We start from the raw sequence: 23,277 nt of genomic DNA, 5'->3' as shown, positions 1-23,277 counted from the left end.
AACCAGTACGTACGACTGAAGCTATTTCTACATATTCCGTTGATGAGAGTTGATTACCTTAGATGCCACAGCACACCTACACGGGACAATACTCAAAGCAGTTCAACGTATCCAGAAAGATATTCTTATGCAGCTTAGATTACTGTCCGCAACTGGAATCGGTCCGAACACCTGCTGTGGCCGTCGCTGGTGAAAGACATATGGGGGATTTTGTCTGATCATCATACAATGGACAAAAATGTGGAGCTGCTACATCTCAAATTTACAGAGCATGCATGGGACGAAATACTTCTTCTGTCTGATTACCTAAACGACACGGCACAAGTTATATACCAACAGCTGCAAGATGCTCGCTTTTTTTAATGAACCTTTTGAATTAAGCCTAGAAAAGAAAAAAATATATATCATTTTATACATAAATATACCTACATAAAACCAGCACTGCTGGATTCAATGAAGAATCTTTTCTTTCACTCTTCACAACTAAACGTGAGATTGATACCTACTGTTGATCCGCATGGTTGACCCACTATAACCAACATCAACTATAGTAACTTCCTGAATGGTCAAGTCAATTTTTCGTTTTTACGCCCTCTGCTAACCATCCCATGATATATCCCCCTGAACCACCAGCTTTTCTGAGCCAGATGCATCAGATACCTTTATATGATTTATGTGCTTTAAAACATGATCTTTCAAGTCCATACACTCATCACCTATTCAAATTGATCCACTTTCATTGGTTGACGCCCCTTCAAATTCCTCCGCGTATCTATAAACGCCTGTTCTACAGTCATTTCATGAGTTGCCTCTTCACTGTTAAATACCAAATTTTTCGTCGATACCCACCGATATTTGGAGTATTTACTTCCAGATGGATGATACACCCCACTTTTCCAACAAAAAAAGAACTAACACAAGCCGATATAATCGCCCGGGTTCTTCATAGAATTTCAGGAGTTTCTGCACGGCAATTTCAGATAGTTCCAAAATAATTCAAAATTTTATTATATTAGCCAAAAAAAGAAAATTAATTCTATAAATTGGTTGTTATATTGATTTTGAGAACTCCTACCTTATATGTACGTATATGAACATAAGGGAGGAAATTTCCGATGGGTGCTATCGAAGATTACCGACGCGAGCTTTATAGAATTGCTTGGAGAATGCAGTATCGTACAAAACGAAATCGGAAACGTGAAATTTCTTTAGAATTTAAGCCTAACCTCTTTCAAACCTCATTTTCGGAAGAGTCTGATAACAAAATAATGATGCAATCATATATTAATAGACTAAGATCTGAGACAGGCAAAAAGGTCATCTATGAAATTTACATAAACGATAAAGCAGAAGTACAAGTTGCCAATGAACTCCATATTACACAACAGGCGGTGAACAAATGGAAAAAGAAGGCGCTCCACGATTTATGTCAGATGATGAGTTTATGAAATTAGTTGAACTTGCCCAAACCGAATCCGACGTAGAGGCTATGAATGCAATTTTTCAATATTTCGATCCAGATATTACACGATTAAGTAAATTTATCCGTATGCCAAAAGAGGATGCCATCCAGAGTATGAAAACTGAACTTCTCGAGTTCATCATGAAAAAATAATGAGTCCTTGGCGATAAGCTGCTTCCGGTTACTTTACCAGAAGCAGCTTATTTAACTTTTGCCGTGGTCGAGTCGGAATATACTCCTCACTCTTCTCACATCTTGACCATAATTTCAAATTATACAGGATAAGCCAAAGGTTCATCCCAGAATCTATTCTAGCTAGAGGGGCTATTCAAATTCACAGAGGAATTTTCTTGATCTAGAAAAAGTTCATTTTTAGGTTGTGTAGTTACAGCCCCCAACTCCTATATAAGTGTAGGGGATAATCGAGCAAAGTACATGAATTGAAAAAATTTATGTATTCGTATTTTTCACGATTGGTTGTAATTCACAGCCTTAAATCACCTACATAAGTGAGAGGGAATTGAAGACTAACATCAAAGAATGTGGAGCCATTTAGATGTTAGCGACTCCATCAAATCCACTCTCAACTAAACTAATGGAGGCGTTTAACAATGGGTTATCACATTATTGCTAATTTTCCATCTAATCGAGATTACAAAGGAACACTGAAAGTTTATAATGATAGTGGCAGTTTGGTATTTGGACCTGTAGAAGCTTTAGGCCGTGGATCAAATGATGCAAAAAACGGTCAGGATCATACAAACTGGAGACTTAAATATGCAGACATTCCTACGGGTGTCGCGAAAACAATTGTTTATGCTAAAGGTGATTCTGACTACTCTTATGGTCCTTATAAGCGGGTGTGGCTGAATCAAGCAGTAAGTGGGAACTTCTTGACTGCTACAAATAATGGCCGCGACGAAATTATGATTCATGGCGGAGACCCTGCTAAGAGCACATCTTTAACATGGTATCCTTTGCGTCCAACATACGGTTGCATTAGACTTACTAACAGCGATCAAAGAGCACTAATTCAAGTTCTTGAGCAAAACGGTAGTTCTGGTAAGATCACAATAAGCGAAAGCTAAAAAATTAAGGGCGGAGGTAAAACTCCGCCCTTTTTTGTATTAATTTGATTTGTATTTATCAAGTTTGAACCATTGTTGAAATTCACTCTGGCTAATTTTTTTAACAGGTTTCACTTTTTTGCTGTCTATTGAGTATCTGTATAACTTCTTTTGGTCAGATGGATACTCACTTATATAGTCTAAATTTTTCCCATTTTTATGCCATAAAATCAGATTTGTGCTGATGTAATCCGTTTCCCTAGGAAGATATATAAAGGCATCCTTATTTGTGTTATATATAGCTATGGAGCTGCTTGATGTATCACCGTACGAAAAGGCAATTTGATCTTCTTTAGGTGACCAGTTATAAGCAGTAATTGATTCTATATTTTTTTTGCCTTTAGCCTTTAAAAGATCATTTACAATGGTAGATTTTCCGGTTTTAAGATTGATCAGTAGTAACGTATCTCCCGCACTCCGCTGTGCCTGTATAGCCAACCATGTATTAGAAGGAGATAATACTGCGCTCGATATATCACGCAGTTTATCATTATATCCATCTGTTTTAATGGTATAACTCTTTTCTCCTTTTTTGATCGTTATTGATGTAATAACACTTTTCTCAGAACTTGGTGCATTTTCTAGCTCAATTTTTTTTGCCACTAACGAAATGTTGTTCTCCTTCCAAATCAACTGATTTGGGGTCTCGCTCTTTTTAAACTTAGTTATGGACTGATACACAGATGGATTTACAGCATTAACTGAACTTTGAACATACGTATTAGGGCGTAATGTACTATTAGCATTGGCAATAGAAAAACCACTTACACTTCCCACAAGCACTACACTCGACAGGAAAGCAGTAGCGTATTTTAATCTTAGATTTTTCATTTTAATTGCTCCTTTGTAAAAAAATTATTGTTCTACAGGTCTTGATCCAATGTTTTCCTAAAACTATATCTATATACATAGACGTGAAAATCGTGAATTTGTTTCTTGTTTATTGAAAATAATTACATAACAATTGGAAAACGTTAAGGCAAGGGTGATACTTTCGCCCGCTCCAGCAGACCATCCCAAGTCAAACATTCCGCCATAAGGTTGGACGACATTGGGGCTGGCAAGCGCGCTTTCACGGGATTACAGAGATACCGACTCCATGCGTAAAGAAAAAAGCTGAGCAACCGCCCAGCCTTACCGTTACTTATCTAGTTTAGTAAAATCCATATCCACAATCACAATCCGTTTAACGCAATCAGGAAAAGCACATTGACTCCCTGACTTCAAATAAAGTTCTCTAAGTACATCAGTTATCGGCTGTAGCCTTTTCACCTTAAACATTTTCCACTTCTGTTGATTTTCAGAGCGAGCCCTACAAAGTCAACTTTTAATCTGTGAAGCAGGTACAATTCGGTATAATCCTGAAGTCTCGCCAGCCGCGGGACGTACTTCCTGGATGACCCAGCCTAATGAAAGTACCCGTTCTAGCCGATCATACTCAGCCTTCGTCAGTTCGGATGTAACGGCTTCGCTTCCTTCCTCCAGTGACAGCTCAGGCTCCCGCCCGAACGCAACGGCAATCCACGAACGAATGCCCCGGATCGTATTGTACTTGATCTGATATCCGTCCGTTACCGCGCTAACAAACACCTCCGGCTCTTTGGACGCCAGCCCGGTGACAAGCTCCGCATAATCAAAATCGGATGGTCCGTCCGTTGGCAGCTCATTTTGCTGCACCCGACGGATTAATTCCTCTTGGGACCAGCCTAAAGAGCGTAATGATTCCAGCAAGAGCGCGTCCCATTGGGAAATACGTACTCTTTTCGTCGTCGATTCAGTCATCGTTTTTTGCCTCCTTTGGGTCATGCACATCGTACAACCGATCTTAACCCTAACGGTTAACCGGGTATGCTACATAATGGCCGGGACTGATTTCTCTCAGCTCGGTTGCACTGTTGTTATCCTTGTCCCATACTAATGAACCGTCTGGTTGGGCCAAGCCTCCTCCCAGTCCCCCTTGCTCTCCGACCGCTCTCGGATCAGGCACAGGGATGGAGGATAGCAGCGCCTGCGTGTAGGGGTGAGCGGGCTGCTCATACAGTTCATCTGCATCGGCTACTTCTACCAGTCGCCCATGGTACATCACACCGATTCGGTCTGAAATATGTCGCACCATCGACAAGTCATGGGCGATGAACAGGTACGTCAGCCCGAACTCCTGCTGGAGATCCTCCAGCGTGTTAATGACCTGCGCCTGGATGGACACATCCAGTGCCGAAATCGGCTCGTCACAGACGATGAACTCGGGGTTCACGGAGAGAGCACGAGCGATGGAAATCCGCTGGCGCTGCCCGCCGCTGAACTCGTGCGAGTAGCGATACAGATGCTCCCGTTTCAGCCCTACCTTCTCAAGCAAAGCCACTACAGCATCCTTACGCTCACTGCCCTGATGCAATCTGTGAATATCCATCGGCTCACCGATCAGGTCAAGCACGTTCATACCCGGATTAAGAGAGGAATATGGGTCCTGAAAAATGCTCTGAATGCGCCGACGCAGCGGCTTGAGCTGTTTGTCGTTCAGCTTGGAAATATCCTGACCGTCAAAGCGTACCGTACCTTCTGTATAATCATATAATCGCGTCAGACAGCGTCCAACCGTTGATTTGCCACTACCTGACTCACCGACCAGTCCGAACGTCTCGCCACGCTTGATTTGAAAGCTCACGCCATCCACCGCCTTGAGCACCTCAGAGCTACGCCCTAACAAATCCTTTGCGATCACAAAATGCTTCTTAAGCTGGTGTACCTCCACCAAGGGCTGTTGCTCACCCAATACATCGTTTGTTTCACTCACCGTTATTCCCCCCTTCCGCTTGGCCCGCTTCGGGCGTCTCGTAGACTCCAGCAGGCACTGCGTCCGGCTCGTTCAACCAGCAGGCTGCTCGCTGATCCGGGCGCAGCTCCACCATCGGCGGCCGCTCCACACAGCGGGCAAACGCATGCGGGCACCGTTCCATGAACGGACAGCCCGATGGCGGGTTCAGCAGGTCTGGCGGCGTGCCCTCAATCGGCACCAGCCGCTCGCGGAAGCCGTTCGTGCGCTGGGGCACAGAACGCAGCAGACCCTGCGTATACGGGTGGCCCGGACGATAGAAGATATCATCCACGCGCCCCTCCTCCATCACCATACCGCCGTACATGACGATGACACGGCTGCACACCTGGGCGACGACGCCCAGATCATGGGTGATCAGAGCAATGGACATGTCAGATTGCTGCTTTAGCGTCTTGAGCAATTCCAAGATTTGCGCCTGAATCGTTACGTCCAGCGCTGTAGTCGGCTCATCTGCAATCAGCAGCTCCGGGCTGCACGAGAGCGCCATGGCAATCATCACCCGCTGGCGCATCCCGCCACTGAATTGATGCGGGTATTGGTTCATTCGGCGCTCCGGCTCGGTAATGCCTACTTGTCGCAGCAGTTCTACAGCTGCTTGCGTAGCCGCTTCCTTGCTCAGTCCTCGATGTCTGCGAATCACCTCGATCAGGTGATAACCAACCTTTTTAACCGGATTCAGTGAGGTCATCGGGTCCTGAAAGACCATCGCAATCTGGTTTCCGCGTATTTTGCGCCATTGCTTTTCCGTCAGAGCGGTCAGACTTTGTCCCCGGTAACAGATATCGCCGTTCAGCCGCTTGCCCGGCGGGGCAATCATCGACATGATCGCTTTCGCTGTAACACTTTTGCCGCTCCCGGATTCTCCTACGATTCCTACCGTTTCTCCAGCATCAATATGAAAACTAACCCCTCGAACTGCCTGATTTTCCCCTTCACGAGTGAAAAAGGAGACCTCTAGCTGTTCGACGGACAGTAGATGTTCTGTCATTGTGTTTTCGCTCCTTCCTGTCGCTCCTGGAGCCATTTGTAATGGATTTGTGCTATGAATCATCGTTTTACTAATTTGGGTTCAAAGCCTACACGCAGCACATCCCCCAAAACATTAAAGCTCAACACAGTCAGTAAAATAAGTAGACCCGGGAATAATGCCATATATGGGGCCTGTGCAATATATCCTTGGGCATTATTCAGCATACTGCCCCACGTAGCGTTCGGCAGCTGAACACCAAAGCCGAGGAAGCTCAGTGACGATTCCATCATAATCGCTGAAGCGATATTGTTCGTCGCCCCTACGATAATTACCGGAATCAGATTCGGTACGATGTGCTTCATAATAATACCAAACGTACTTTGTCCCGAAGCTTTGGCGTATAGTACATACTCCCGTTCGCGCAACGTCATTGTCTCTGCACGAACCACACGGGCAATGTTCATCCACATGAGCAGGGCGATAATGACAATGATATTGCCGACGCCCGGCTTCAAAAACACACTCAGCAGCAAAATAACCAAGAAAGACGGAATCGACATGATCAGCTCCAAAACCCGCATAAGCAGATTGTCGATCCATCCTCCAAAATACCCGCTCACAATCCCTACCACTGCACCGATACTGGTCGCAATAACCATGGACGCGAAGCCTACCAGCAATGATACACGTCCACCGTACAGTGCTCTTGTAAAATAGTCCCGCCCATAATCATCCGTCCCAAACCAGTGTGCCGCTCCCGGTGGTTGGAGACGCTCCAGCACGTTCAACTTATTCGGGTCCTGCGGCGACAAAAATGCGAAAATCGCCCCTAGCGAGAATACGATCAATAGTATGAGGGCGACGGCGCCCATTTTGCTCGTCATCAGCTCGATCCCGATGTTGCGCCATTTGCTCCGATTCATGAATTCACCTCGTTGATTTAATTCTCGGGTCCGCAATGCTGTATAGGATATCTGCAAGCAGATTACCCAGGATCAGCAGCAGAGCGGAAAATAAAGTAATCCCCATGATGACGGGATAATCCATCCCTTTTACCGCCGTCATGCCCAGCGAGCCAATGCCCGGCCAGGAAAATACCGTCTCCGTCACAATGGCTCCAGCCACCAGGTCCGCAACCGACATTCCAAGCAGCGTAATGATGGGCAACAGCACATGCTTGAGCACATGTCGAAACAAAACCAGTCTTTTTCCAGATCCGAACGCATATTGAATCTGCACATACTCTTCCTTGAGCTGCGTAATCGTGCTGGAACGGATGTACCTCACATACACAGACAGAAAGCCGAAGGCCAGTACAAAACATGGTAAAATCCCATGCTTGATTACATCTAGCACCGAGTCCGTACCGATGGTACGCATTCCTGTACTCGGAAGCCAATGCAGATAAATCGCAAACAAATAAATAAGTAAAATACCGAGCCAAAACAGTGGAACAGAAATCCCAATGTACGACATCAGATTAATGAGCTTGTCGATCCAGCGATTCCGATTAGCCGCTGCCGTCAAACCAAGTGGAATTGCAATCAGCACAGCCAGTATGATGGATGCACCCATCAACCCGGCTGTAGCCGGGAGACGATCGAGAATCTGATCCAGCACGGGCTGGTGATTAATTAGCGAGTAGCCGAGATCACCCGTTAGGCTCTTTTTAAGCCATAATATGTACTGCACATAAGCGGGCTGGTCCAGCCCCAAGCTATGCCTCATTCGTTCAATATCTTCCAGATGCATATTCGGTGTAACAAAAGAGAGAACCGGATCACCTGGAGCCAGCTTGATCAAGCCGAAGCAGACGATGGACACAAAAAATAGCATCGGTATAACTTGCAGCAACCTTCTGGCGATGAGTTGTCTCATACGTTTCCCTTCCCCTTGCTGTTTTCGAAAAAAATAAGCTGGTTAGCCCAGCTTATTTTTGAAAACCCTGTCTTATTTGTGATAAATTTTGGACAAATCCTCGAAAATCACGACCGGCTTCAACACAGCCTGATCAATACCGCCATACTGCTTGTCGAAGGCTACAATCGTTTTGGTGTAAGCAATCGGGTAGATGACAGCATCCTCAGCCAGCAGCTCTTGTACCTTTTTATAAATTTCTCCACGTTTAGTCGTATCCGACTCACCCGCGCCCTCTTCCAGCAGCTTATCCACTTCTTTATTTGAATAATGCGAATAGTTGGAGGACGATCCGGTGCTATACAAAATACGATACGCGTCAGGGTCATACCCCATGATATAGCCGCTGATCGCCAGATCGAAGTCCTTGGCATTCGTATCGACGAATTTTTGCGACCATGCCGAGGAATCCATGCTGTTCACGTCCAACTGAACGCCAATATCTTTGAACTTCTGCTGGATATAGAGCGCTTGTGCTTCCTGTACCTTGTTGCCGCCCGGAATGATAATGCGCAGCTTCAGTCCTTCAGCGCCAGCCGATTTCAGCAGCTCTTTTGCCTTGTTCACATCATTATTGAAAAATGCAACGTCATTCGTGTGATACAGTACGTCCTGTGTCAAAGCAGATTTCGCAGTATCTGCATAATCCTTGGAGCCATAGGATACCTGAATCAATTCATCCTGATTCAATGCATAAGAAAGCGCCTGACGTACTTCTTTTTTGTTCAACTGCTTCGTATCACTGTTTTCATTAAACATCAGATAAGCCAAGCGACCTTCGCTGTAAGGGAAAATGTCAAACTTATCTGTTGCTTTAATGGTCTCCACATTTTGCGGATCGAGATAGTTTACATTGATCTCACCATTTTGAAGGGCCAAATTCGCAGCATTTGAATCTTTAACAATCCGGTATGTTACTGAATCCAGATGCGGCTTTCCGCCAACATAGTTATCGAACCGTTCGAGTGTAACGTACTCACCGGTTTTGTACTCTTTAAATTTAAAAGGACCTGATCCAATCGGAGAGTTGTTTTTTGTGCTTTTCTCAATATCCGCTTCATTCTCGAAAATGTGCTTCGGAATCGGGGATACTTGTACCAGTGCTGCCTCAAAAGCAGGAGCTGGCTGAGGAAGCTTGAAATCCACCGTTGTATCATCAACCTTGCTCGCCTGAACCGGTTTTCCATTAACCATAAAATTACTTCTCAAAAAGCTGTGCTGCTTCTCATCCAAAATTTTGTTAATGGTGAAAACAACATCGTCAGCTGTCAGCTTCTCGCCATCATGCCAAGTCAGATTTTTTTTCAGTTTTAGTGTATAAGTCAGCTTGTCTGCTGAAGGAGTCAGACTGTCTGCCAAATAAAATGTCTTTTTGCCATTGTTCACTTGAAACAATGGTGCGAATATCGCCTGGTCTATCGTCAGACTTACCCGATCACCCGCATAATTCGGATTCAGCACCACCGGATCAGCTTGTACGCCAATGATCAGGCTGCCGCCATCTTTAGGCTGTCCGTTATCAGCTGTTGTGGTAGCTGTACTGGGTGTATTCCCATTCGTCTCAGACGTTGATCCAGAATTCCCGCCGGAGCATGCACTTACAACCAACATCAATACAATAAATACCAATACACCAGTCAAATTACGACGCATCGCTCTAGCCCCCGTGTCCTCTTAGTATGTAATAAATTTATTATAAATCGGAATAGTCGGATTTACAATCGGTCAAAAACTGTTTATTCCCCTTGTCATTAGCATTCCAGACATTATGTGATCGAATCTAGAAAAAAGACACCCGTTAAGGGTGTCTTCAGAGTATCCACAAACTGATTAGTGCCAGGATGGCAGGCAGGCCTTGCTTTAATAAAATAGACTTATTGGCAGTTAATGCACCATACAACGCAGCCACTACCACACAAATGACAAAGAATAATTGGATTTGCCGCCCGAACACAGTATCCGGATAGAACAAGCCCCACACCAATCCGGCTGCCAAAAAGCCGTTGTACAGCCCCTGATTTGCAGCCAGGGATTTGCTTGCTTCCGCCAGCTCCTTCGAGGTGCCGAACGTACGCATCGCCCGCGGAGTCGTCCACAGAAATATTTCCAGTATTAGAATGTACACATGCTCCAGAGCTACAATTCCGACCAATATTGAACTAAGTAAGCTCAAGTATATTCCTCTTTTCCACATAAAGTTACTATGAGGTGATTTTTAGATCTATCCTCGAAAAGTATAGTTCATCTTCCAAAAACAGTAAAGAGACCGAGCCTAAGGCTCGGCCTCATTTCTACATGAAGCCTTACATCGTTCTCGCAAAATCCAACAAAGCTTTGGACATGCTGTTGATCTCGTCCGTAGATGCATTCACTTGCTGCGTTAGCGCGGCTTGTGTCTGTGTCAGCGTAGACATATTACCGATATTGTGCAAAATCCGCTCGATGAGTGTCTTCATTTCGTCCAGACTGGTCTCGATATTTCCGGTCGCATCAGCACTGTGAATGGCGAGTTTTCTCACTTCATCTGCGACTACCGCAAAACCCCGCCCCTGCTCGCCCGCACGCGATGCCTCAATGGCAGCATTCAGACCCAGCAGATTCGTTTGATTCGCAATCTCTTTAATGAAGTTGGAAATGTTTTGCGTCTCTTCTGCACTGACTTTGGCTTGATTCGCTGCCTCTGTCGATTGCTCCTGAGCCGTAGCCAGCTCCTGCGCCTGGTTACTAACTGAGTTAACACCGTTCACCATTTCCGTAATGGAATCGGAGAGATGCTGAATTTTGAGCGTCAGCTCATCCGCGACAGCCTGCTTTTCCTTTTCGACAGTGATATCACGAATGGTACCGGCAATACGAATAGGCACTCCCTTGCTATCGCGTATGCTTCTTCCACTGTTTTGATACCAGCGATATTCGCCATTTTTACTTTGCAAGCGACACACCATGTCATATGGCGTACGATCTGAATAGTCATTTAAATGATCAACTACAGCCTTAAACGCATGCTCGGCATCGTCAGGATGTATACGCGAGCTCCAACTGCTTAGTACACTCGGGAAGTCCTGCTCATCCTTAAAGCCCAAGGTGTGGCGGAATTGCTGGGACCACCAAAATATATTATCCGGGTTCTCAATGTCTCCATCAGCCAGAATGACATCATATGGAGCCTCCACCAAAACACGATTGATGAGATCATATCTTGTAACTAGAGCCTGCAACTCCTCGGACTTAATCTTCTGGTCGTGCACATCCAATAGAGCGCCCGCAATCCGAAGCGGCACTCCCTGCTGATCGCGGATCGTCGTTCCGGTAGCCCGGAACCAGCGGTATTCTCCATGCTTCAGCTTCAAACGATACTGTACGTCATAAGGCGTCTTTCCCGTAAAATCTAGCAAATGATCCGACAATTCGGTCAATGCTCTGTCATGATCTTCGGGGTGCAGCCGGGATGCCCAGCTGTTTAACACATTAGGGAAGTCCTTTTCGCTCTGATACCCCAGCATAGCACGAAATTCTTCTGACCATGTGAACGTATTACTTGGATTGACGGGATCACCCGCAACCACCTCCATGTCCCATAAGCCAATCTCTATAGCCTTGGTAACAAGCTTCAGACGGATGTCAACATGTTGAGCATCCTTTTTCATGGACTCAAGCGCTTGGTTGACATTGTTTGCGATTTCTTGAACCTCGGAAGATTTGGATGAAACTTGTATTGCGGCGGAATAATCCTTCTGCTGTATTCTTTGTGAAAGTTTGCGGCTTTCTTCTACTAAAGGAGCAAGTGAGTGGGTCTCATTTTTTTTAAGAAACATATATGCTCTTCCCTTCTAAGCCAATATATAAAACGATATAGTTTAATATCGGAATTTTATTAAGAATCATTATAAATAAATTTAAAATTGCATAGGTAATAAGAATCATTTTTATGTCCATATACCTATATTTTCATACAAAAAACATCGAAAAATGTCGAAAAAGGAAAGGTCTTAATAACTCTGGAAATGAAAAGAACACCTTCGCATTACTTCGCAAAGGTGCTCTTTCTGGCAACTATTCAGTTTGTTGCATCTTATTTAATTGAAGCAACGTATTCCTCGCCTTTTTCTTTATCATATTGGCCTTCCCATTTGGACATGACCACAGCGGCAAGCGAGTTGCCTAATACATTGACTACCGTACGCGCCATATCCAGAATGCGATCAATACCAGCGATAAAAGCCAAACCCTCCAGTGGGAGGTTCACTGCTCCAAGTGTAGCGAGCAAAACGACAAAGGAAGCACCCGGCACCCCTGCAATACCTTTAGATGAAATAATCAAAACTAGCACCAGCGTGATTTGTGTCGTGATTGGCAGGTCAATACCATACATTTGGGCAATGAAAATCGCAGCCAGTGCCTGATACAGGGTGGAACCGTCCAGATTAAAAGAATACCCGATCGGAATGACAAAGGAAGTAATTCCTTTAGGACATCCGAACTTCTCCATCTTCTCCATGATCTTAGGCAGAACACTTTCCGAACTGGCCGTCGAATATGCAAGCAACAGCTCACTTTTCAATATTTTAACCATGGTCCAGAGTCGGGTACCGCAAAGCTTGGCGATAATTCCAAAAACAATCACAATGAACAGTATCATGGAGCCGTACACCGACAAAACGAGCTTCAATAAAGGCCATAACGAGGCTAATCCAAACTTGGCCACTGTCGTTCCAATCAAGGCAAATACACCGAACGGAGCCAGGCGCATGACCTGATTGGTTACCCAGAACATGGCGTCGGCTACGCCTTCAAAGAAATTCAGCACAGGCTTGCCTTTGTCACCAATCGCCGCTACCCCTAATCCAAACAGTACGGAGAAGAATATAATAGCCAGCATATCTCCCTCGCCCAGGGCGTGAATAACATTGGTAGGAACAATATGCACAATCGTATCTATAAAGCTATGGCCTGACTTCTCTGCAGTCTCTACATAGGAATGGATATCACTCTTGGCCAGGTGGGACATGTCCACGCCGTCACCCGGTCGAACCAAGTTGGCAACAAGCAGTCCGAAAAGGATGGCGATTGTCGTTACAATCTCAAAGTAAAGGATCGACTTTCCGCCGAGTTTACCCAGTTTCTTCATATCTCCGACGCCGGCTACGCCGATAATGAGCGTTGAGATCACAATAGGCACGACAATCATCTTGATCAAACGAATGAAAATATCGCCGATTGGCTTTAAGTAGACTTCCACCCCTGAATTGCCGTAAAATAAGGCACCAATAATAATACCTAAAGCCAGACCGATAAAGATTTGCATCGTCAAATTAATCTTTTTCACTTCGTGTCCCCCCTGGCTGATTTGTATATTTTTGCAGTATGCTGTTCTTAATATTCAAATGATGTTATTTATACTACAATCTGATCTATAAAAAACGACAATTATCTACAGCTGCATTTATTTTTTTCTATAAATTCACAAACTTTAACGACAAGCCTGTGAATTTAGCTCACATTGCCTTTCTGACTGAATACCCAGGAGGTGAATATGGATGAAGTTGAATACGCTCCTTTTCCTGCTCATGCTTGTATTTGTACCGCTCGCAGGTGAGCTGAATATTCACCCGTTCGCTAATACATTCCGTCTTAGCTTTGGTACGCCCGTATTTTTTTTCTTTCTGTTATCTATTCGTCATATTCCGCCTGCATTATCGGGAGTGCTTGCAGGGATAGCGGTAGTCGCCTTTCGCATCTTACTCAATCATTACACTCAGCCCGGCCTTCCCTTTGAAGAGTTGCTGACACTGCACGGCCCTACCTTTTTTTATTACATGGTCTACGGTCTGCTCTTCCAGGTCCTTAACATTAATGCTGAGCCTTACCGCGCACTCCGCGTGGGCATCCTCTCTGTAGGGATTGAGGTTGCCGCAAGTGTGTCGGAACTTAGCGTCCGGTGGAGCATGGACGGCGATTTCTGGGACATCATTAAGATCAGCAAAGTAGCTTTCATGGCTATGATTCGCAGCTTCTTCGTGCTTGGGTTCTATAATATGATTCGCTTGAACCAATCGGTTCAGCATGAAGAGGCACAAAGACAGCAGACGGAGCGAATTTTACTCCTTGTATCGGACTTGTATGAGGAGTCGGTCCAGTTAGGCAAGACCCTGTCGCACGCAGAACAAATCACTCGTGAAAGCTACGAGCTGTACCGTGAGTTGCAGCAGGATGAATCTCTGAAGGATAGAGAACATTACGCCAGACAGGCACTTCGTATTTCCGGACAGGTCCACGAGATCAAAAAAGACAGCCAGCGGATTTTTGCTGGTTTGTCCAAGCTGATTGATGCCGAAAGCGGAGTGCATTACATGGCTTCTCAAGAGCTCGGGGAGCTAATTATTCGAACGAACAGCAAATACGCCCAATCGCTGGACAAGTCCATACGGTTTACCCTAGATGTCGATCCTTTGTTGCCCAAGCTGCATGTTTATACCGTTTTGACACTTATTAATAACCTGACAGCCAATGCGGTTGAAGCAATGAGGGACAGCGGAAGGATTGACGTTTCCATTCGCTGTCTACCGGGAAAAGAGGATATAGCTTCCTTTAGTGTCACCGACAACGGGCCGGGTATTCCTCAGCGTAAACGGGAAATGGTCTTCACACCGGGGTACACGACAAAGTATGATGAGGAAGGACAGCCGTCGACCGGCATGGGATTGTTTTATGTGCGTGAGGTCGCGGAGAGCCTTGAAGGAATGATTGAACTGCAACAGGATGAAGAAGAGAATACAGATAGATTACAGACCACTTTTAGAATTACATTGCCTTTACGGAAACTGACGGAGAAAGGAAGATAGCCCGGATGCGTTTTTATATTGTGGATGACGATCAGGGAATTCGTTCTATGCTGGCAGACATTATTGAAGACGAAGGTCTAGGAGAAGTCATCGGGGAAGCGGAGGATGGTACCTACGTGAATAGCGGCCTCCTGGAGCTGAACCGGATTGATGTATTGCTGATTGACTTGCTGATGCCGCTTCGTGACGGCATTCAGACCGTGCGTGCACTCGGCGATCAATTCAGCGGCAAAATCATTATGATTTCTCGCATCGAATCCAAAAACATGATCGGCGAGGCATACTCGCTCGGTATTGAATATTATGTGGCCAAGCCTTTGAATCGACTGGAGATTATTGCAGTTATTCATAAAGTGGCTGAGCGTATACGTATGCAGCAATCGATTACGGATATCCAGCGCACGCTTCAAGGGTTGTCGATGTTCACATCGAATAACCCAACGGCAACAATTGAACCGACCCGAAACATCGTAACTTCCGGGCAGTTTCTGCTCTCCGAAATGGGGATGATCGGCGAAGCCGGGAGTATGGATTTACTGGACATGCTGGAATTTCTGGACCAGTATGAGGAGGAAACAGGCAATCTATCTCCCTATCTGTTCCCGCCATTGAAGGATATATTTGCTAATGTAGCATCCAAACGGTTGGGGGCTTCAGCCTCAGCAGTAGAGCTGAGTAAGGAAATCAAAGCATCCGAGCAACGTGTCCGCCGCGCTATTTTCCAGACGCTAAGCCATATAGTATCGCTCGGATTGACCGACTATACCCATCCTAAATTTGAAAATTATGCATCCAAATTTTTTGATTTTACAGAAATCCGCAAAAAAATGCTGGAGCTGCAAAACAATGTGGAGCCTTCACTGTCCCAAGCCCGCATTAATACGAAAAAGTTCGTACAGGTGCTCTATATGGAAGCAAAACGGCTATTACACTAAGCATTTTGCATAAATCCCAAGAGTATTCACAAATCAGCAATATATAGATCGGAACGGGTTAGTCCGTCTATATATTGTGCCCTCGAGCGTTGGGAATCGAATTATGCAAAATACTGACATTAAAAGAAAAGCACCTGCATCTCCCCATGTATCTATTACTTGGAGATTAACAGGTGCCCATCGTTGATGATTCGATATCCCTTTAGTCCAGACTCTTGTCCTGCCACTCCATAGCTTCCAAGAGATCTACACCATCGGACAGCAGACGTTTCAAGACATTCAGTTCTTCCGAGCTGTAACGATTTAAAAATTGAAATAACTGTTGCTGTACCTCAGCATGCAGCCGCTCATGCACAAGAAAGAGTTTTTTTCCCAACGGGGTTAGCCGAAAATAAATTTCTTTTTTGTTGTCGTTCAGCTGGGTTCTGCGAATCCAGCCTTCCTTGAGCAGCTTGGTGCTGACTTTTGAAACTGTACCCTTGCTCAGCTCCATTCGTTGCGCTAAGGTTGTAACATTGATCGGCTCATGCCGCCCGATACAATCCATAACGTGCACATCCGTCATATTGAGCGAAGTCATTCCATCAAAATGCTCGCGGATTTCTTCGAGAAAGGTCATGCTCTCTCTCTGCTGATGCTGCTCCCACTGATGATTCATCTTAATAAGCAAATCATAGACATGCTGAACCGATGTCGCCTTTTCCATACGAACAAGTAGTCACTCCTTTGGCATACTCCTCCTTTCATTATAGCCCACATTTGTTTCACAAGAAACAATATGGTCATGTTATGAACATACCCTTTCCCCTTTATACCAATGTGGCAATGCCGTCCTTAATCACACTCAATATATCCGTTTGTTTCATAGAAATGGCCCAAGCGATATACCCATCAGGACGGATGAGAACCGTATGCACATCTCTCCATCCCACTGGCAATTCTTCGGCTACGGCCTCCACATATGAAATATGTAAAAGTGGGCTATGGCGAAACTCATTCGATACCTCATTATCCTGTGCAAGATGGAGAAGTACAAAGCGGCCTTCATGAAGAAGATCGTAAGCATACGTTGTCATTCCGTCAGGCAAATGCAATTCAAAATCAGCAAACCGTTTCCCGTTCAGTGGATGCTGCGGTATATTGCCAGCCGCCGGATAACATACATCCAGTGCACTAATCTGCTCTGCCATAGATTGATTAATTTCCGGATGGCGGAACCATTCCTCATGTAATTGGCGGTGTGCCAATACAGCAGGCGTAAAGTCCAATAAGCGGGTCTGAACCTCGGTATTCCGTAAGAACTGCGTATTAACCGGATAACGTTCGTCATGATAGCTATCCAGCAGCGTGGCTGGAGCCCAACCACGAATCACTCCCGCCAGTTTCCATCCCAAATTCGCAGCCTCCTGCAAACCAACATTCATTCCCTGTCCGCCTGCCGGGAAGTGAATATGCGCAGCATCACCTGCTAACAGGATTCTCCCTTTACGATACGTCTCTGCCTGCCGCGTTGCATTCCCGAATCGAGATAGCCAACGAGGATTGGATGCTCCAAGATCTGTACCGAGAAGATAGTGCAGTTCTGTCTTCATTTCTTCCAGCGTTACAGGTACGTCTTTCGGGACATGCATCAGATGGGGTGTAGTCAAAATAACCCGGTAAATATCCGGAGAAACGGGGGCAATCATCACCCCACCCCGCTCTGTGTATTCGGAACGTATTCCATTTTCAGGAGGAACGGCCAGCTCTACATCCGCTAATACAGCAGTCAGAGTAGTATCCGTGCCAGGAAAAGCAATTCCCGCCTGTTTCCGCACAATACTTCCCGCCCCATCCGCTCCTACGACATAAGCCGCAGTCATTACCGATACATTTGCTTGTGGACCGGATGCGCGTACACTCACCACTTCTACGCCTTGCTCCTGCTCCCGCACAGATACCACTTCCTCGCCACGATGGACGACAACTCCCAGCTTGATCGCATGTTCCTCAATCACCTGCTCTGTAATCACCTGTGGGATAAACAACGTATAATTGGAGGAACTATCAAGAACGGAAAAATCCAAACGGGTATCCAGCATTGCAAAATGCCCCGTACGTATAGGTCTGCCATGCTTCATAAATCGTTCCTTCATTCCACGCATATCAAACATCTCAAGCGTCCGTGGATGTAACGTTAGCGCGCGCGATTGAGGAATAGGCTCCTCTAAACGCTCAATTACACAAACACTTACCTTCGCCAGTGCCAACTCAGCAGCTAGCCACATCCCAACAGGGCCGCCGCCTACTACAATCACTTCGTAATCCATGCTTCACGCTCCTTTGTCTAAAATTTATATTTCCACCACCTAATCGTTTCTCTAGAAACAATATATACATACGAAAAGCTCCCCTTAACATTTCCGTATATATACAAAAGAACATCTAACTATGACATTTAGTTTCCTTTGAAACAATTTTATTTTAGTTTAATTGAGAATAATTATCAACTATTTTTTAATAGTCATTCCTGTCCCTCTCCAAAAAACCACGTGATCATTTTCATTTCGGAAAATATAATTGTATAATCGTTAAATGAGAATAGGCTAGAAACAAACTCTCCATAGAAGGGATGATGATACATGTCGGATGCAAACCAATTATTCGGTCAAGCACTGGTTAAATCACTGATCGGAGAACGTGGACATATTCGAGTGGCTCGGGCTTTGCCAGACATCGACGTCGAGCTGGCAGGGAAGAAAAATGCAGAAATGCCTTACAGCATTTATCAACTGTTGAAGCATATGATTTACTGGCAGCAGTTCATGCTGGAGCATTTGGAAGGACGGAAGCCCCAGCTTCCGGGCAATGTCATGGAAAGCTGGCCCGAAGAGACCGGACCGCAAAGCGAAGAGGCATGGCAGGCTGTCATTAACGAATTTTTACAGGGCGTAGATCAGGCTGTGCAGATTGCCGAAACCGCGCAACTGGATGATTCACTAGCTCATTTTCCAGGTGAAACGAAAGCAGGACTGTTGCGGAATATCGCTTCCCACAATTCATATCATTTGGGTGAAATCGTACTGCTACGCCGGATTTATGGAGCTTGGCCACCACCAGGAGGCGGCTTTCCAGCCTAAAGGCAACACCACGCTCTAATCAAGATTTCCCCCCATCCGCTGCTTCTTACCTCCATCATTCATTGGGATTTAGGCACCGCGAGGAACTCGCTTGCGTACCCTATATGGGAACCCGCTAACTCGACCTGAAGCCGTTTACCCGTAATCAGGTGCAATCCGAATAACGGTTCCCATGATGCAAGATCAAAGAGAGGTTTCGAGGTTATGGTGAGACACTTATATTTAAATCGTAATATCGCCTGTATGATCGTGATCAGCCTTATTGCTAACATGAGTGGAAGTATGATCCTTCCACTCTTTGCTATTTATGTAGAGCAATTCGGGATATCCGTACTCGGCATGAGCATTTTATTTTCTCTGTTTTATGTAGGGAGATTTCTTGGTGGGGGCTTGGCAGGACGAATTTATGAAAAGATTGGCGCAAAACGCTTGGGGTTGAGCTTACTCATTGCCGAAATCGCTTGTATGCTCCTGTTTCCGATTGCAACAAGCTTCATCATTCTAGCCATACTAAGACTCCTTCAAGGCTTGGTAGCCATAGGGCTAACCGTCTTTGTAAGAGTCACGATCAATCATATAAGCACCGCAGATAATCGAGGCACGATCAATGGATATATCAGCAGCAGTGAAGGTGCCGGTATGATTTTGGGGCCTCTTATGAGTGGAGCTATTGTTTCTTATTTTTCTTTATCCATTCCGTTTTATTTCGTTGCTATTTTCTCATGTATATCCTTCGTTGCCGTCTCCAGAATGACCTTCCCCAGTCTCTCTTCCAAACCTCAGCAACAGCACGCACCCCTTCATGAGTCGAAAAGAAAAACCATGCTAACGAAACAGCTACTGCTCTATTCCACCGTTCATTTCCTTGAAATGAGTGCATTCGCCATTTTTTTAACGTACTTCTCCATATATGCAACCTACAAGCTCCATTGGAGTCCCGCAGAAATCAGCTTAGCTTTTACAATTATCGGCATATCAACCTTCATATCAGCCCCCTTTATCGGCAAAATATCTGACCTACTTAAGGACCGTTTGATGCTTTGTATCATCGGTCTATTGTTGATCATGGTGGAAATCATCTTATTTCTTTGGTTCACAGAACCGTGGATCGTATACTTGGGGATGTTCATCGGAGGCATTGGCGGAGCCAGTTACCTGGATTCTTTTTACTCGCAACTAGGGGATGTTATTCCTGAGGAAAACAGAAGTACATTTATCGGCAACGTCGTATCCCTTTCAGAATTAGGGGCCATCGTTTCTCCAATCATCGCAGGCGCACTCATGGAACAGTTTAGCATCAACACTCCCTTTTACTACAATTTGATTTTGGTGTTGATCGCTATAGTTATCCAATATGTCATTCGATTCAAGTCGAAATCTATAAGAAAAAGGCCAATTGCATAAGCAACTGGCCTCCTTTTATTCTCACAGCTCCAACTCAACTGCAACCCCAAAATGATCCGATACAACTGGCCCATTTTTCCCGTTCAGTACAACGGTTGAGGATTGAACCTGTGCGGCCTTATTGGAGAAGATAAAGTCAATACGGAGCGGCTCCGCGTTACTTTCCCAGCCAGCAATAGCTTTAATCACCGTGTGGCCTTCATCACGTACTGCTGCATTCGGATAGGTGTCCGACCAGCCGGATTGCAGTACATAGTCATATCCTTCTCCACGTACTTCAGCCGCGTTGTTGAAATCACCCATCATAAACACAGGAGTCGGAGCAAAAGAATGTAGCACTTTTGTTGTACGATCCCATAGTCCACGGAAGGATTCTTCATCATTCCACCAGTTATAATGTCCACTTACAAACCAGGCCTGCACTCCGTCCACCACAGTTTGAATGCCGACAATTTTACGCGAGCGGTAGTTGTCATAATCCTGTAGCGAGGAAACATATTCGTTCACCGTAGCTGTAATCGGTGTTTTGGACAGAATCGCCAAACCCTCGTCGTATTTGGCAAAACCAACATGTGCGGGAGCCCACGTCCACTGATAAGCATCGGACAATAGCCCGTTCAGCACATAAGCATAGTTATCACGCTTAATAACAACTTCAGGATCTGCGCTATAATAAGCGCCCAAATCGTCCGGCGACAAAGGAGTCTCTTCCATGGACTGGTTCACTTCCTGCAAAGCAATGACATCAAACTGCTGTTCATCAATAAAAGCAGCCAGCTGCTTTAGCTTATCATGCTGGTTTTCTTCCATCCAAGCATGTGCATTTAAGGTTAACAACTTCAAAGTAATCACCTGTTGAGTATGTCTTGTATATCTGATTTAAGCACATCAGCCTTCGGTCCGTAAACTGCCTGCACCCCATTATCTACTTTTATCAAGCCCAAGGCACCCAGCGCTTTCCACGTCTTTTCGTCCCCAACGGCATCTGTATCCTTCACCGTCACACGCAGACGGGTCATGCAAGCGTCCACCTCGACAATGTTCTGCTCACCCCCAAGTGTCTTGATGATATCCGTAGCCAGTTGATTTTGAGTGGAAACAGCTGCCACACCCTCTGTCTTCGTACTCCCCGCCTCGGAAGTCCCTTGAGGCTCCTCATCCGTATAGTTCCCCAGTCTTCCCGGCGTAGCCATTTTGAATTTACCGATCATAAAATACGCGATAAAGTAGGTTGCTACCGCAAACACCACACAAGTCAGCACGAAGTTAATAATATCCTGCACCAAACCCGCATTTATAGACAACGGCATTCGGGTCAGCAGTTCAATCATACCAAACGAATGTAAACGCAAATGTATGATGTCGGCCATTCCGAACGCAATACCGGTAAGAATAGCATAAACCACATACAGCACAGGCGCCACGAACATAAACATGAATTCCAGTGGCTCCGTTACCCCTGTTAAAAAGACAGCTGCGGCTGCCGAAAAGATCATCGACTTGTACTTGCTGCGTTTATCTTTGTCTACACGGCGATACATAGCCACCGCTAGTCCCATAAGGATTCCTGCTCCACCGATCATTTGTCCTACCTTGAAGCGGGCAGGCGTCACGCCTTCTAACAAGCTATTGTAGGCTGTCGGATCGGTACCACGAAGCGCACTCAGGTCACTTGCCCAAGCCAGCCACAGCGGGTCTTGCCCGGCAACGACGCTTCCTGCCCCGGAACCCGTAAGTGTCGTGTAAACGCCACCAAGTTGAGTATAGTTAATAGGAACGGTCAGCATATGGTGAAGTCCAAAAGGAATCAGTAGTCTTTCCAGTGTACCATAGACAAATGGCGCTACAAAAGGAGCCGACTCCCCTGAAGTCGCCAACCAAATACCGAACTGATTAATCCCCCCCTGAACAAATGGCCAGATGGCAGACATGATCAAGCTTACGATGACAGACCATAAAATCACGACAAAAGGAACAAAACGTTTGCCGTTAAAAAAGGCTAAAGCGTCTGGCAGCTTGCGGTAATTGTAGTACTTGTTAAATACCACGGCCCCGACAAAGCCGGAGATGATACCGACAAACACACCCATATTGAGTGCAGGTGCCCCTAAGACAGAGGTGAAATAGCCACTAACCGGAATGGATGCACCAAAAAGAGTGTGGGTGGTGGCACCCTCCTGGGTTAGCATTTTCGAGGACACACCCAAAATCGTTCCTGTTGAAATATTAATGAGAATAAAGGCAATTAAGGCCGCAAAAGCTCCGCCCGCCCGTTCCTTAGCCCAGGAACCACCAATCGCCACGGCAAACAGTATGTGTAAATTATTGATAATACCCCAACCCAAATTCTCCATAACCCCGCCGACGGTCAACCAGAAATGGATATCACCAGCCAACATCGCCACTACTTTACCAAGCGAAATCATAATCCCGGCTGCCGGCATAACAGCAACAACCACTAGCAGTGCTTTCCCGAGCTTTTGCCAAAAATCAAATGATAGAAGTTTTTTCATGCTCCTTCAATCCCCATCCCTTATAGTATGTACAGCGTTGTTTGTACCCTATAAACATTATGCAATCGGTTGCACAATTATTATAATGATATCGCTTTCTATTGGCAATACCCTAATTGTAAATATCTTGGCTAATGATCATAGAAATACTC

21 protein-coding genes are annotated in these 23,277 nt (G+C 45.4%); 7 read left to right on the top strand and 14 right to left on the bottom strand.

Annotation, left to right across the window (positions count from 1 at the left end):
• The first annotated feature begins 1,115 nt into the window (after nt 1-1,115).
• The 3 genes from C1T21_RS12095 (at nt 1,116) to C1T21_RS12085 (ending at nt 2,550) form a co-directional block, all read left to right on the top strand.
• A complete protein-coding gene (locus C1T21_RS12095) occupies nt 1,116-1,448 on the top strand; it encodes a hypothetical protein (RefSeq protein WP_103048432.1) in 333 nt (110 codons plus the stop codon).
• Entirely contained in the window at nt 1,400-1,615 is a 216-nt protein-coding gene (locus C1T21_RS12090; protein WP_258012438.1) for a helix-turn-helix domain-containing protein, read from the top strand. The genes C1T21_RS12095 and C1T21_RS12090 overlap by 49 nt, the downstream gene beginning before the upstream one ends.
• A 458-nt stretch (nt 1,616-2,073) precedes the next feature.
• The gene (locus tag C1T21_RS12085) at nt 2,074-2,550 is read left to right on the top strand and encodes a L,D-transpeptidase (protein ID WP_023986571.1); all 477 of its coding nucleotides are present in this window, start codon (nt 2,074-2,076) and stop codon (nt 2,548-2,550) included.
• A gap of 39 nt (nt 2,551-2,589) precedes the next feature.
• Here C1T21_RS12085 and C1T21_RS12080 read toward each other — a convergent pair whose 3' ends face one another.
• The 10 genes from C1T21_RS12080 to C1T21_RS12035 all read right to left on the bottom strand — a co-directional run bounded on the left by C1T21_RS12080 (nt 2,590) and on the right by C1T21_RS12035 (nt 13,638).
• Nucleotides 2,590-3,420 carry a TolB-like translocation protein gene (locus C1T21_RS12080; protein WP_103048430.1) on the bottom strand — a complete coding sequence of 277 codons (831 nt, stop codon included), beginning with the start codon at nt 3,418-3,420 and terminating at the stop codon, nt 2,590-2,592.
• 489 nt (nt 3,421-3,909) lie between these two features.
• Nucleotides 3,910-4,371, bottom strand: coding sequence for a hypothetical protein (locus tag C1T21_RS12075; protein WP_103048429.1), 462 nt, complete (start codon nt 4,369-4,371; stop codon nt 3,910-3,912).
• A 49-nt stretch (nt 4,372-4,420) separates the two neighbouring features.
• Complete coding sequence (locus C1T21_RS12070) at nt 4,421-5,383, bottom strand: ABC transporter ATP-binding protein (protein WP_103048428.1); 963 nt, start codon at nt 5,381-5,383, stop codon at nt 4,421-4,423.
• Nucleotides 5,376-6,413, bottom strand: a complete 1,038-nt coding sequence (locus C1T21_RS12065; protein WP_103048427.1) for an ABC transporter ATP-binding protein — start codon at nt 6,411-6,413, stop codon at nt 5,376-5,378. The genes C1T21_RS12070 and C1T21_RS12065 overlap by 8 nt, the downstream gene beginning before the upstream one ends.
• Before the next feature lie 59 nt (nt 6,414-6,472).
• Complete coding sequence (locus C1T21_RS12060) at nt 6,473-7,318, bottom strand: ABC transporter permease (protein WP_103048426.1); 846 nt, start codon at nt 7,316-7,318, stop codon at nt 6,473-6,475.
• Between the two features lie 4 nt (nt 7,319-7,322).
• Nucleotides 7,323-8,273: an ABC transporter permease gene (locus tag C1T21_RS12055; protein WP_023986565.1), complete on the bottom strand. Its 951-nt coding sequence runs from the start codon at nt 8,271-8,273 to the stop codon at nt 7,323-7,325.
• A 72-nt stretch (nt 8,274-8,345) separates the two neighbouring features.
• Nucleotides 8,346-9,965 carry an ABC transporter substrate-binding protein gene (locus tag C1T21_RS12050; RefSeq protein WP_103048425.1) on the bottom strand — a complete coding sequence of 540 codons (1,620 nt, stop codon included), beginning with the start codon at nt 9,963-9,965 and terminating at the stop codon, nt 8,346-8,348.
• Nucleotides 9,966-10,122: 157 nt separating this feature from the next.
• The gene (locus C1T21_RS12045) at nt 10,123-10,485 is read right to left on the bottom strand and encodes a DUF1304 domain-containing protein (RefSeq protein ID WP_103048424.1); all 363 of its coding nucleotides are present in this window, start codon (nt 10,483-10,485) and stop codon (nt 10,123-10,125) included.
• A gap of 130 nt (nt 10,486-10,615) precedes the next feature.
• A complete protein-coding gene (locus C1T21_RS28325; RefSeq protein WP_103048423.1) occupies nt 10,616-12,127 on the bottom strand; it encodes a methyl-accepting chemotaxis protein in 1,512 nt (503 codons plus the stop codon).
• A 257-nt stretch (nt 12,128-12,384) separates the two neighbouring features.
• Nucleotides 12,385-13,638 carry a cation:dicarboxylate symporter family transporter gene (locus C1T21_RS12035; RefSeq protein ID WP_061831913.1) on the bottom strand — a complete coding sequence of 418 codons (1,254 nt, stop codon included), beginning with the start codon at nt 13,636-13,638 and terminating at the stop codon, nt 12,385-12,387.
• Nucleotides 13,639-13,849: 211 nt separating this feature from the next.
• Between C1T21_RS12035 and C1T21_RS12030 the strand changes: the two genes are divergently transcribed.
• Together C1T21_RS12030 and C1T21_RS12025 are read left to right on the top strand one after the other, a co-directional pair.
• Nucleotides 13,850-15,154 (top strand): sensor histidine kinase, encoded by a 1,305-nt coding sequence (locus tag C1T21_RS12030; protein WP_103048422.1) that lies wholly within the window; start codon nt 13,850-13,852, stop codon nt 15,152-15,154.
• 5 nt (nt 15,155-15,159) lie between these two features.
• Entirely contained in the window at nt 15,160-16,089 is a 930-nt protein-coding gene (locus C1T21_RS12025; protein WP_103048421.1) for a response regulator, read from the top strand.
• A gap of 202 nt (nt 16,090-16,291) precedes the next feature.
• On the opposite strand, the gene C1T21_RS12020 is transcribed toward C1T21_RS12025, so the two are convergent.
• Both C1T21_RS12020 and C1T21_RS12015 read right to left on the bottom strand, forming a co-directional pair.
• Nucleotides 16,292-16,795 carry a MarR family transcriptional regulator gene (locus tag C1T21_RS12020; RefSeq protein ID WP_103048420.1) on the bottom strand — a complete coding sequence of 168 codons (504 nt, stop codon included), beginning with the start codon at nt 16,793-16,795 and terminating at the stop codon, nt 16,292-16,294.
• 103 nt (nt 16,796-16,898) lie between these two features.
• Nucleotides 16,899-18,398: a monooxygenase gene (locus C1T21_RS12015; protein WP_103048419.1), complete on the bottom strand. Its 1,500-nt coding sequence runs from the start codon at nt 18,396-18,398 to the stop codon at nt 16,899-16,901.
• 312 nt (nt 18,399-18,710) lie between these two features.
• On the opposite strand from C1T21_RS12015, the gene C1T21_RS12010 reads away from it, so the two are divergent.
• Together C1T21_RS12010 and C1T21_RS12005 are read left to right on the top strand one after the other, a co-directional pair.
• The gene (locus C1T21_RS12010; protein ID WP_103048418.1) at nt 18,711-19,208 is read left to right on the top strand and encodes a DinB family protein; all 498 of its coding nucleotides are present in this window, start codon (nt 18,711-18,713) and stop codon (nt 19,206-19,208) included.
• A 204-nt stretch (nt 19,209-19,412) separates the two neighbouring features.
• The gene (locus C1T21_RS12005) at nt 19,413-20,612 is read left to right on the top strand and encodes an MFS transporter (protein ID WP_103048417.1); all 1,200 of its coding nucleotides are present in this window, start codon (nt 19,413-19,415) and stop codon (nt 20,610-20,612) included.
• A gap of 21 nt (nt 20,613-20,633) precedes the next feature.
• Here the strand turns inward: C1T21_RS12005 and C1T21_RS12000 are convergent, their stop codons facing one another.
• A complete protein-coding gene (locus C1T21_RS12000) occupies nt 20,634-21,455 on the bottom strand; it encodes an endonuclease/exonuclease/phosphatase family protein (RefSeq protein WP_103048416.1) in 822 nt (273 codons plus the stop codon).
• A gap of 5 nt (nt 21,456-21,460) precedes the next feature.
• Nucleotides 21,461-23,125, bottom strand: a complete 1,665-nt coding sequence (locus C1T21_RS11995; protein WP_103048415.1) for a PTS transporter subunit IIBC — start codon at nt 23,123-23,125, stop codon at nt 21,461-21,463.
• Nucleotides 23,126-23,277 lie beyond the last annotated feature (152 nt).

The sequence above is a fragment of the Paenibacillus sp. F4 genome, assembly GCF_002894905.1.
Lineage (GTDB): Bacteria > Bacillota > Bacilli > Paenibacillales > Paenibacillaceae > Paenibacillus > Paenibacillus polymyxa_B.
This window is presented reverse-complemented; position numbering and strand designations above follow the sequence as displayed.

Coding starts and splice junctions, on each gene's coding strand:
- C1T21_RS12095 (WP_103048432.1), top strand. CDS start 1,116: ATGGGTGCTATCGAAGATTACCGACGCGAGCTTTATAGAATTGCTTGG.
- C1T21_RS12090 (WP_258012438.1), top strand. CDS start 1,400: ATGGAAAAAGAAGGCGCTCCACGATTTATGTCAGATGATGAGTTTATG.
- C1T21_RS12085 (WP_023986571.1), top strand. CDS start 2,074: ATGGGTTATCACATTATTGCTAATTTTCCATCTAATCGAGATTACAAA.
- C1T21_RS12080 (WP_103048430.1), bottom strand. CDS start 3,420: ATGAAAAATCTAAGATTAAAATACGCTACTGCTTTCCTGTCGAGTGTA.
- C1T21_RS12075 (WP_103048429.1), bottom strand. CDS start 4,371: ATGACTGAATCGACGACGAAAAGAGTACGTATTTCCCAATGGGACGCG.
- C1T21_RS12065 (WP_103048427.1), bottom strand. CDS start 6,413: ATGACAGAACATCTACTGTCCGTCGAACAGCTAGAGGTCTCCTTTTTC.
- C1T21_RS12060 (WP_103048426.1), bottom strand. CDS start 7,318: ATGAATCGGAGCAAATGGCGCAACATCGGGATCGAGCTGATGACGAGC.
- C1T21_RS12055 (WP_023986565.1), bottom strand. CDS start 8,273: ATGAGACAACTCATCGCCAGAAGGTTGCTGCAAGTTATACCGATGCTA.
- C1T21_RS12050 (WP_103048425.1), bottom strand. CDS start 9,965: ATGCGTCGTAATTTGACTGGTGTATTGGTATTTATTGTATTGATGTTG.
- C1T21_RS28325 (WP_103048423.1), bottom strand. CDS start 12,127: ATGTTTCTTAAAAAAAATGAGACCCACTCACTTGCTCCTTTAGTAGAA.
- C1T21_RS12030 (WP_103048422.1), top strand. CDS start 13,850: ATGAAGTTGAATACGCTCCTTTTCCTGCTCATGCTTGTATTTGTACCG.
- C1T21_RS12025 (WP_103048421.1), top strand. CDS start 15,160: ATGCGTTTTTATATTGTGGATGACGATCAGGGAATTCGTTCTATGCTG.
- C1T21_RS12020 (WP_103048420.1), bottom strand. CDS start 16,795: ATGGAAAAGGCGACATCGGTTCAGCATGTCTATGATTTGCTTATTAAG.
- C1T21_RS12015 (WP_103048419.1), bottom strand. CDS start 18,398: ATGGATTACGAAGTGATTGTAGTAGGCGGCGGCCCTGTTGGGATGTGG.
- C1T21_RS12010 (WP_103048418.1), top strand. CDS start 18,711: ATGTCGGATGCAAACCAATTATTCGGTCAAGCACTGGTTAAATCACTG.
- C1T21_RS12005 (WP_103048417.1), top strand. CDS start 19,413: ATGGTGAGACACTTATATTTAAATCGTAATATCGCCTGTATGATCGTG.
- C1T21_RS11995 (WP_103048415.1), bottom strand. CDS start 23,125: ATGAAAAAACTTCTATCATTTGATTTTTGGCAAAAGCTCGGGAAAGCA.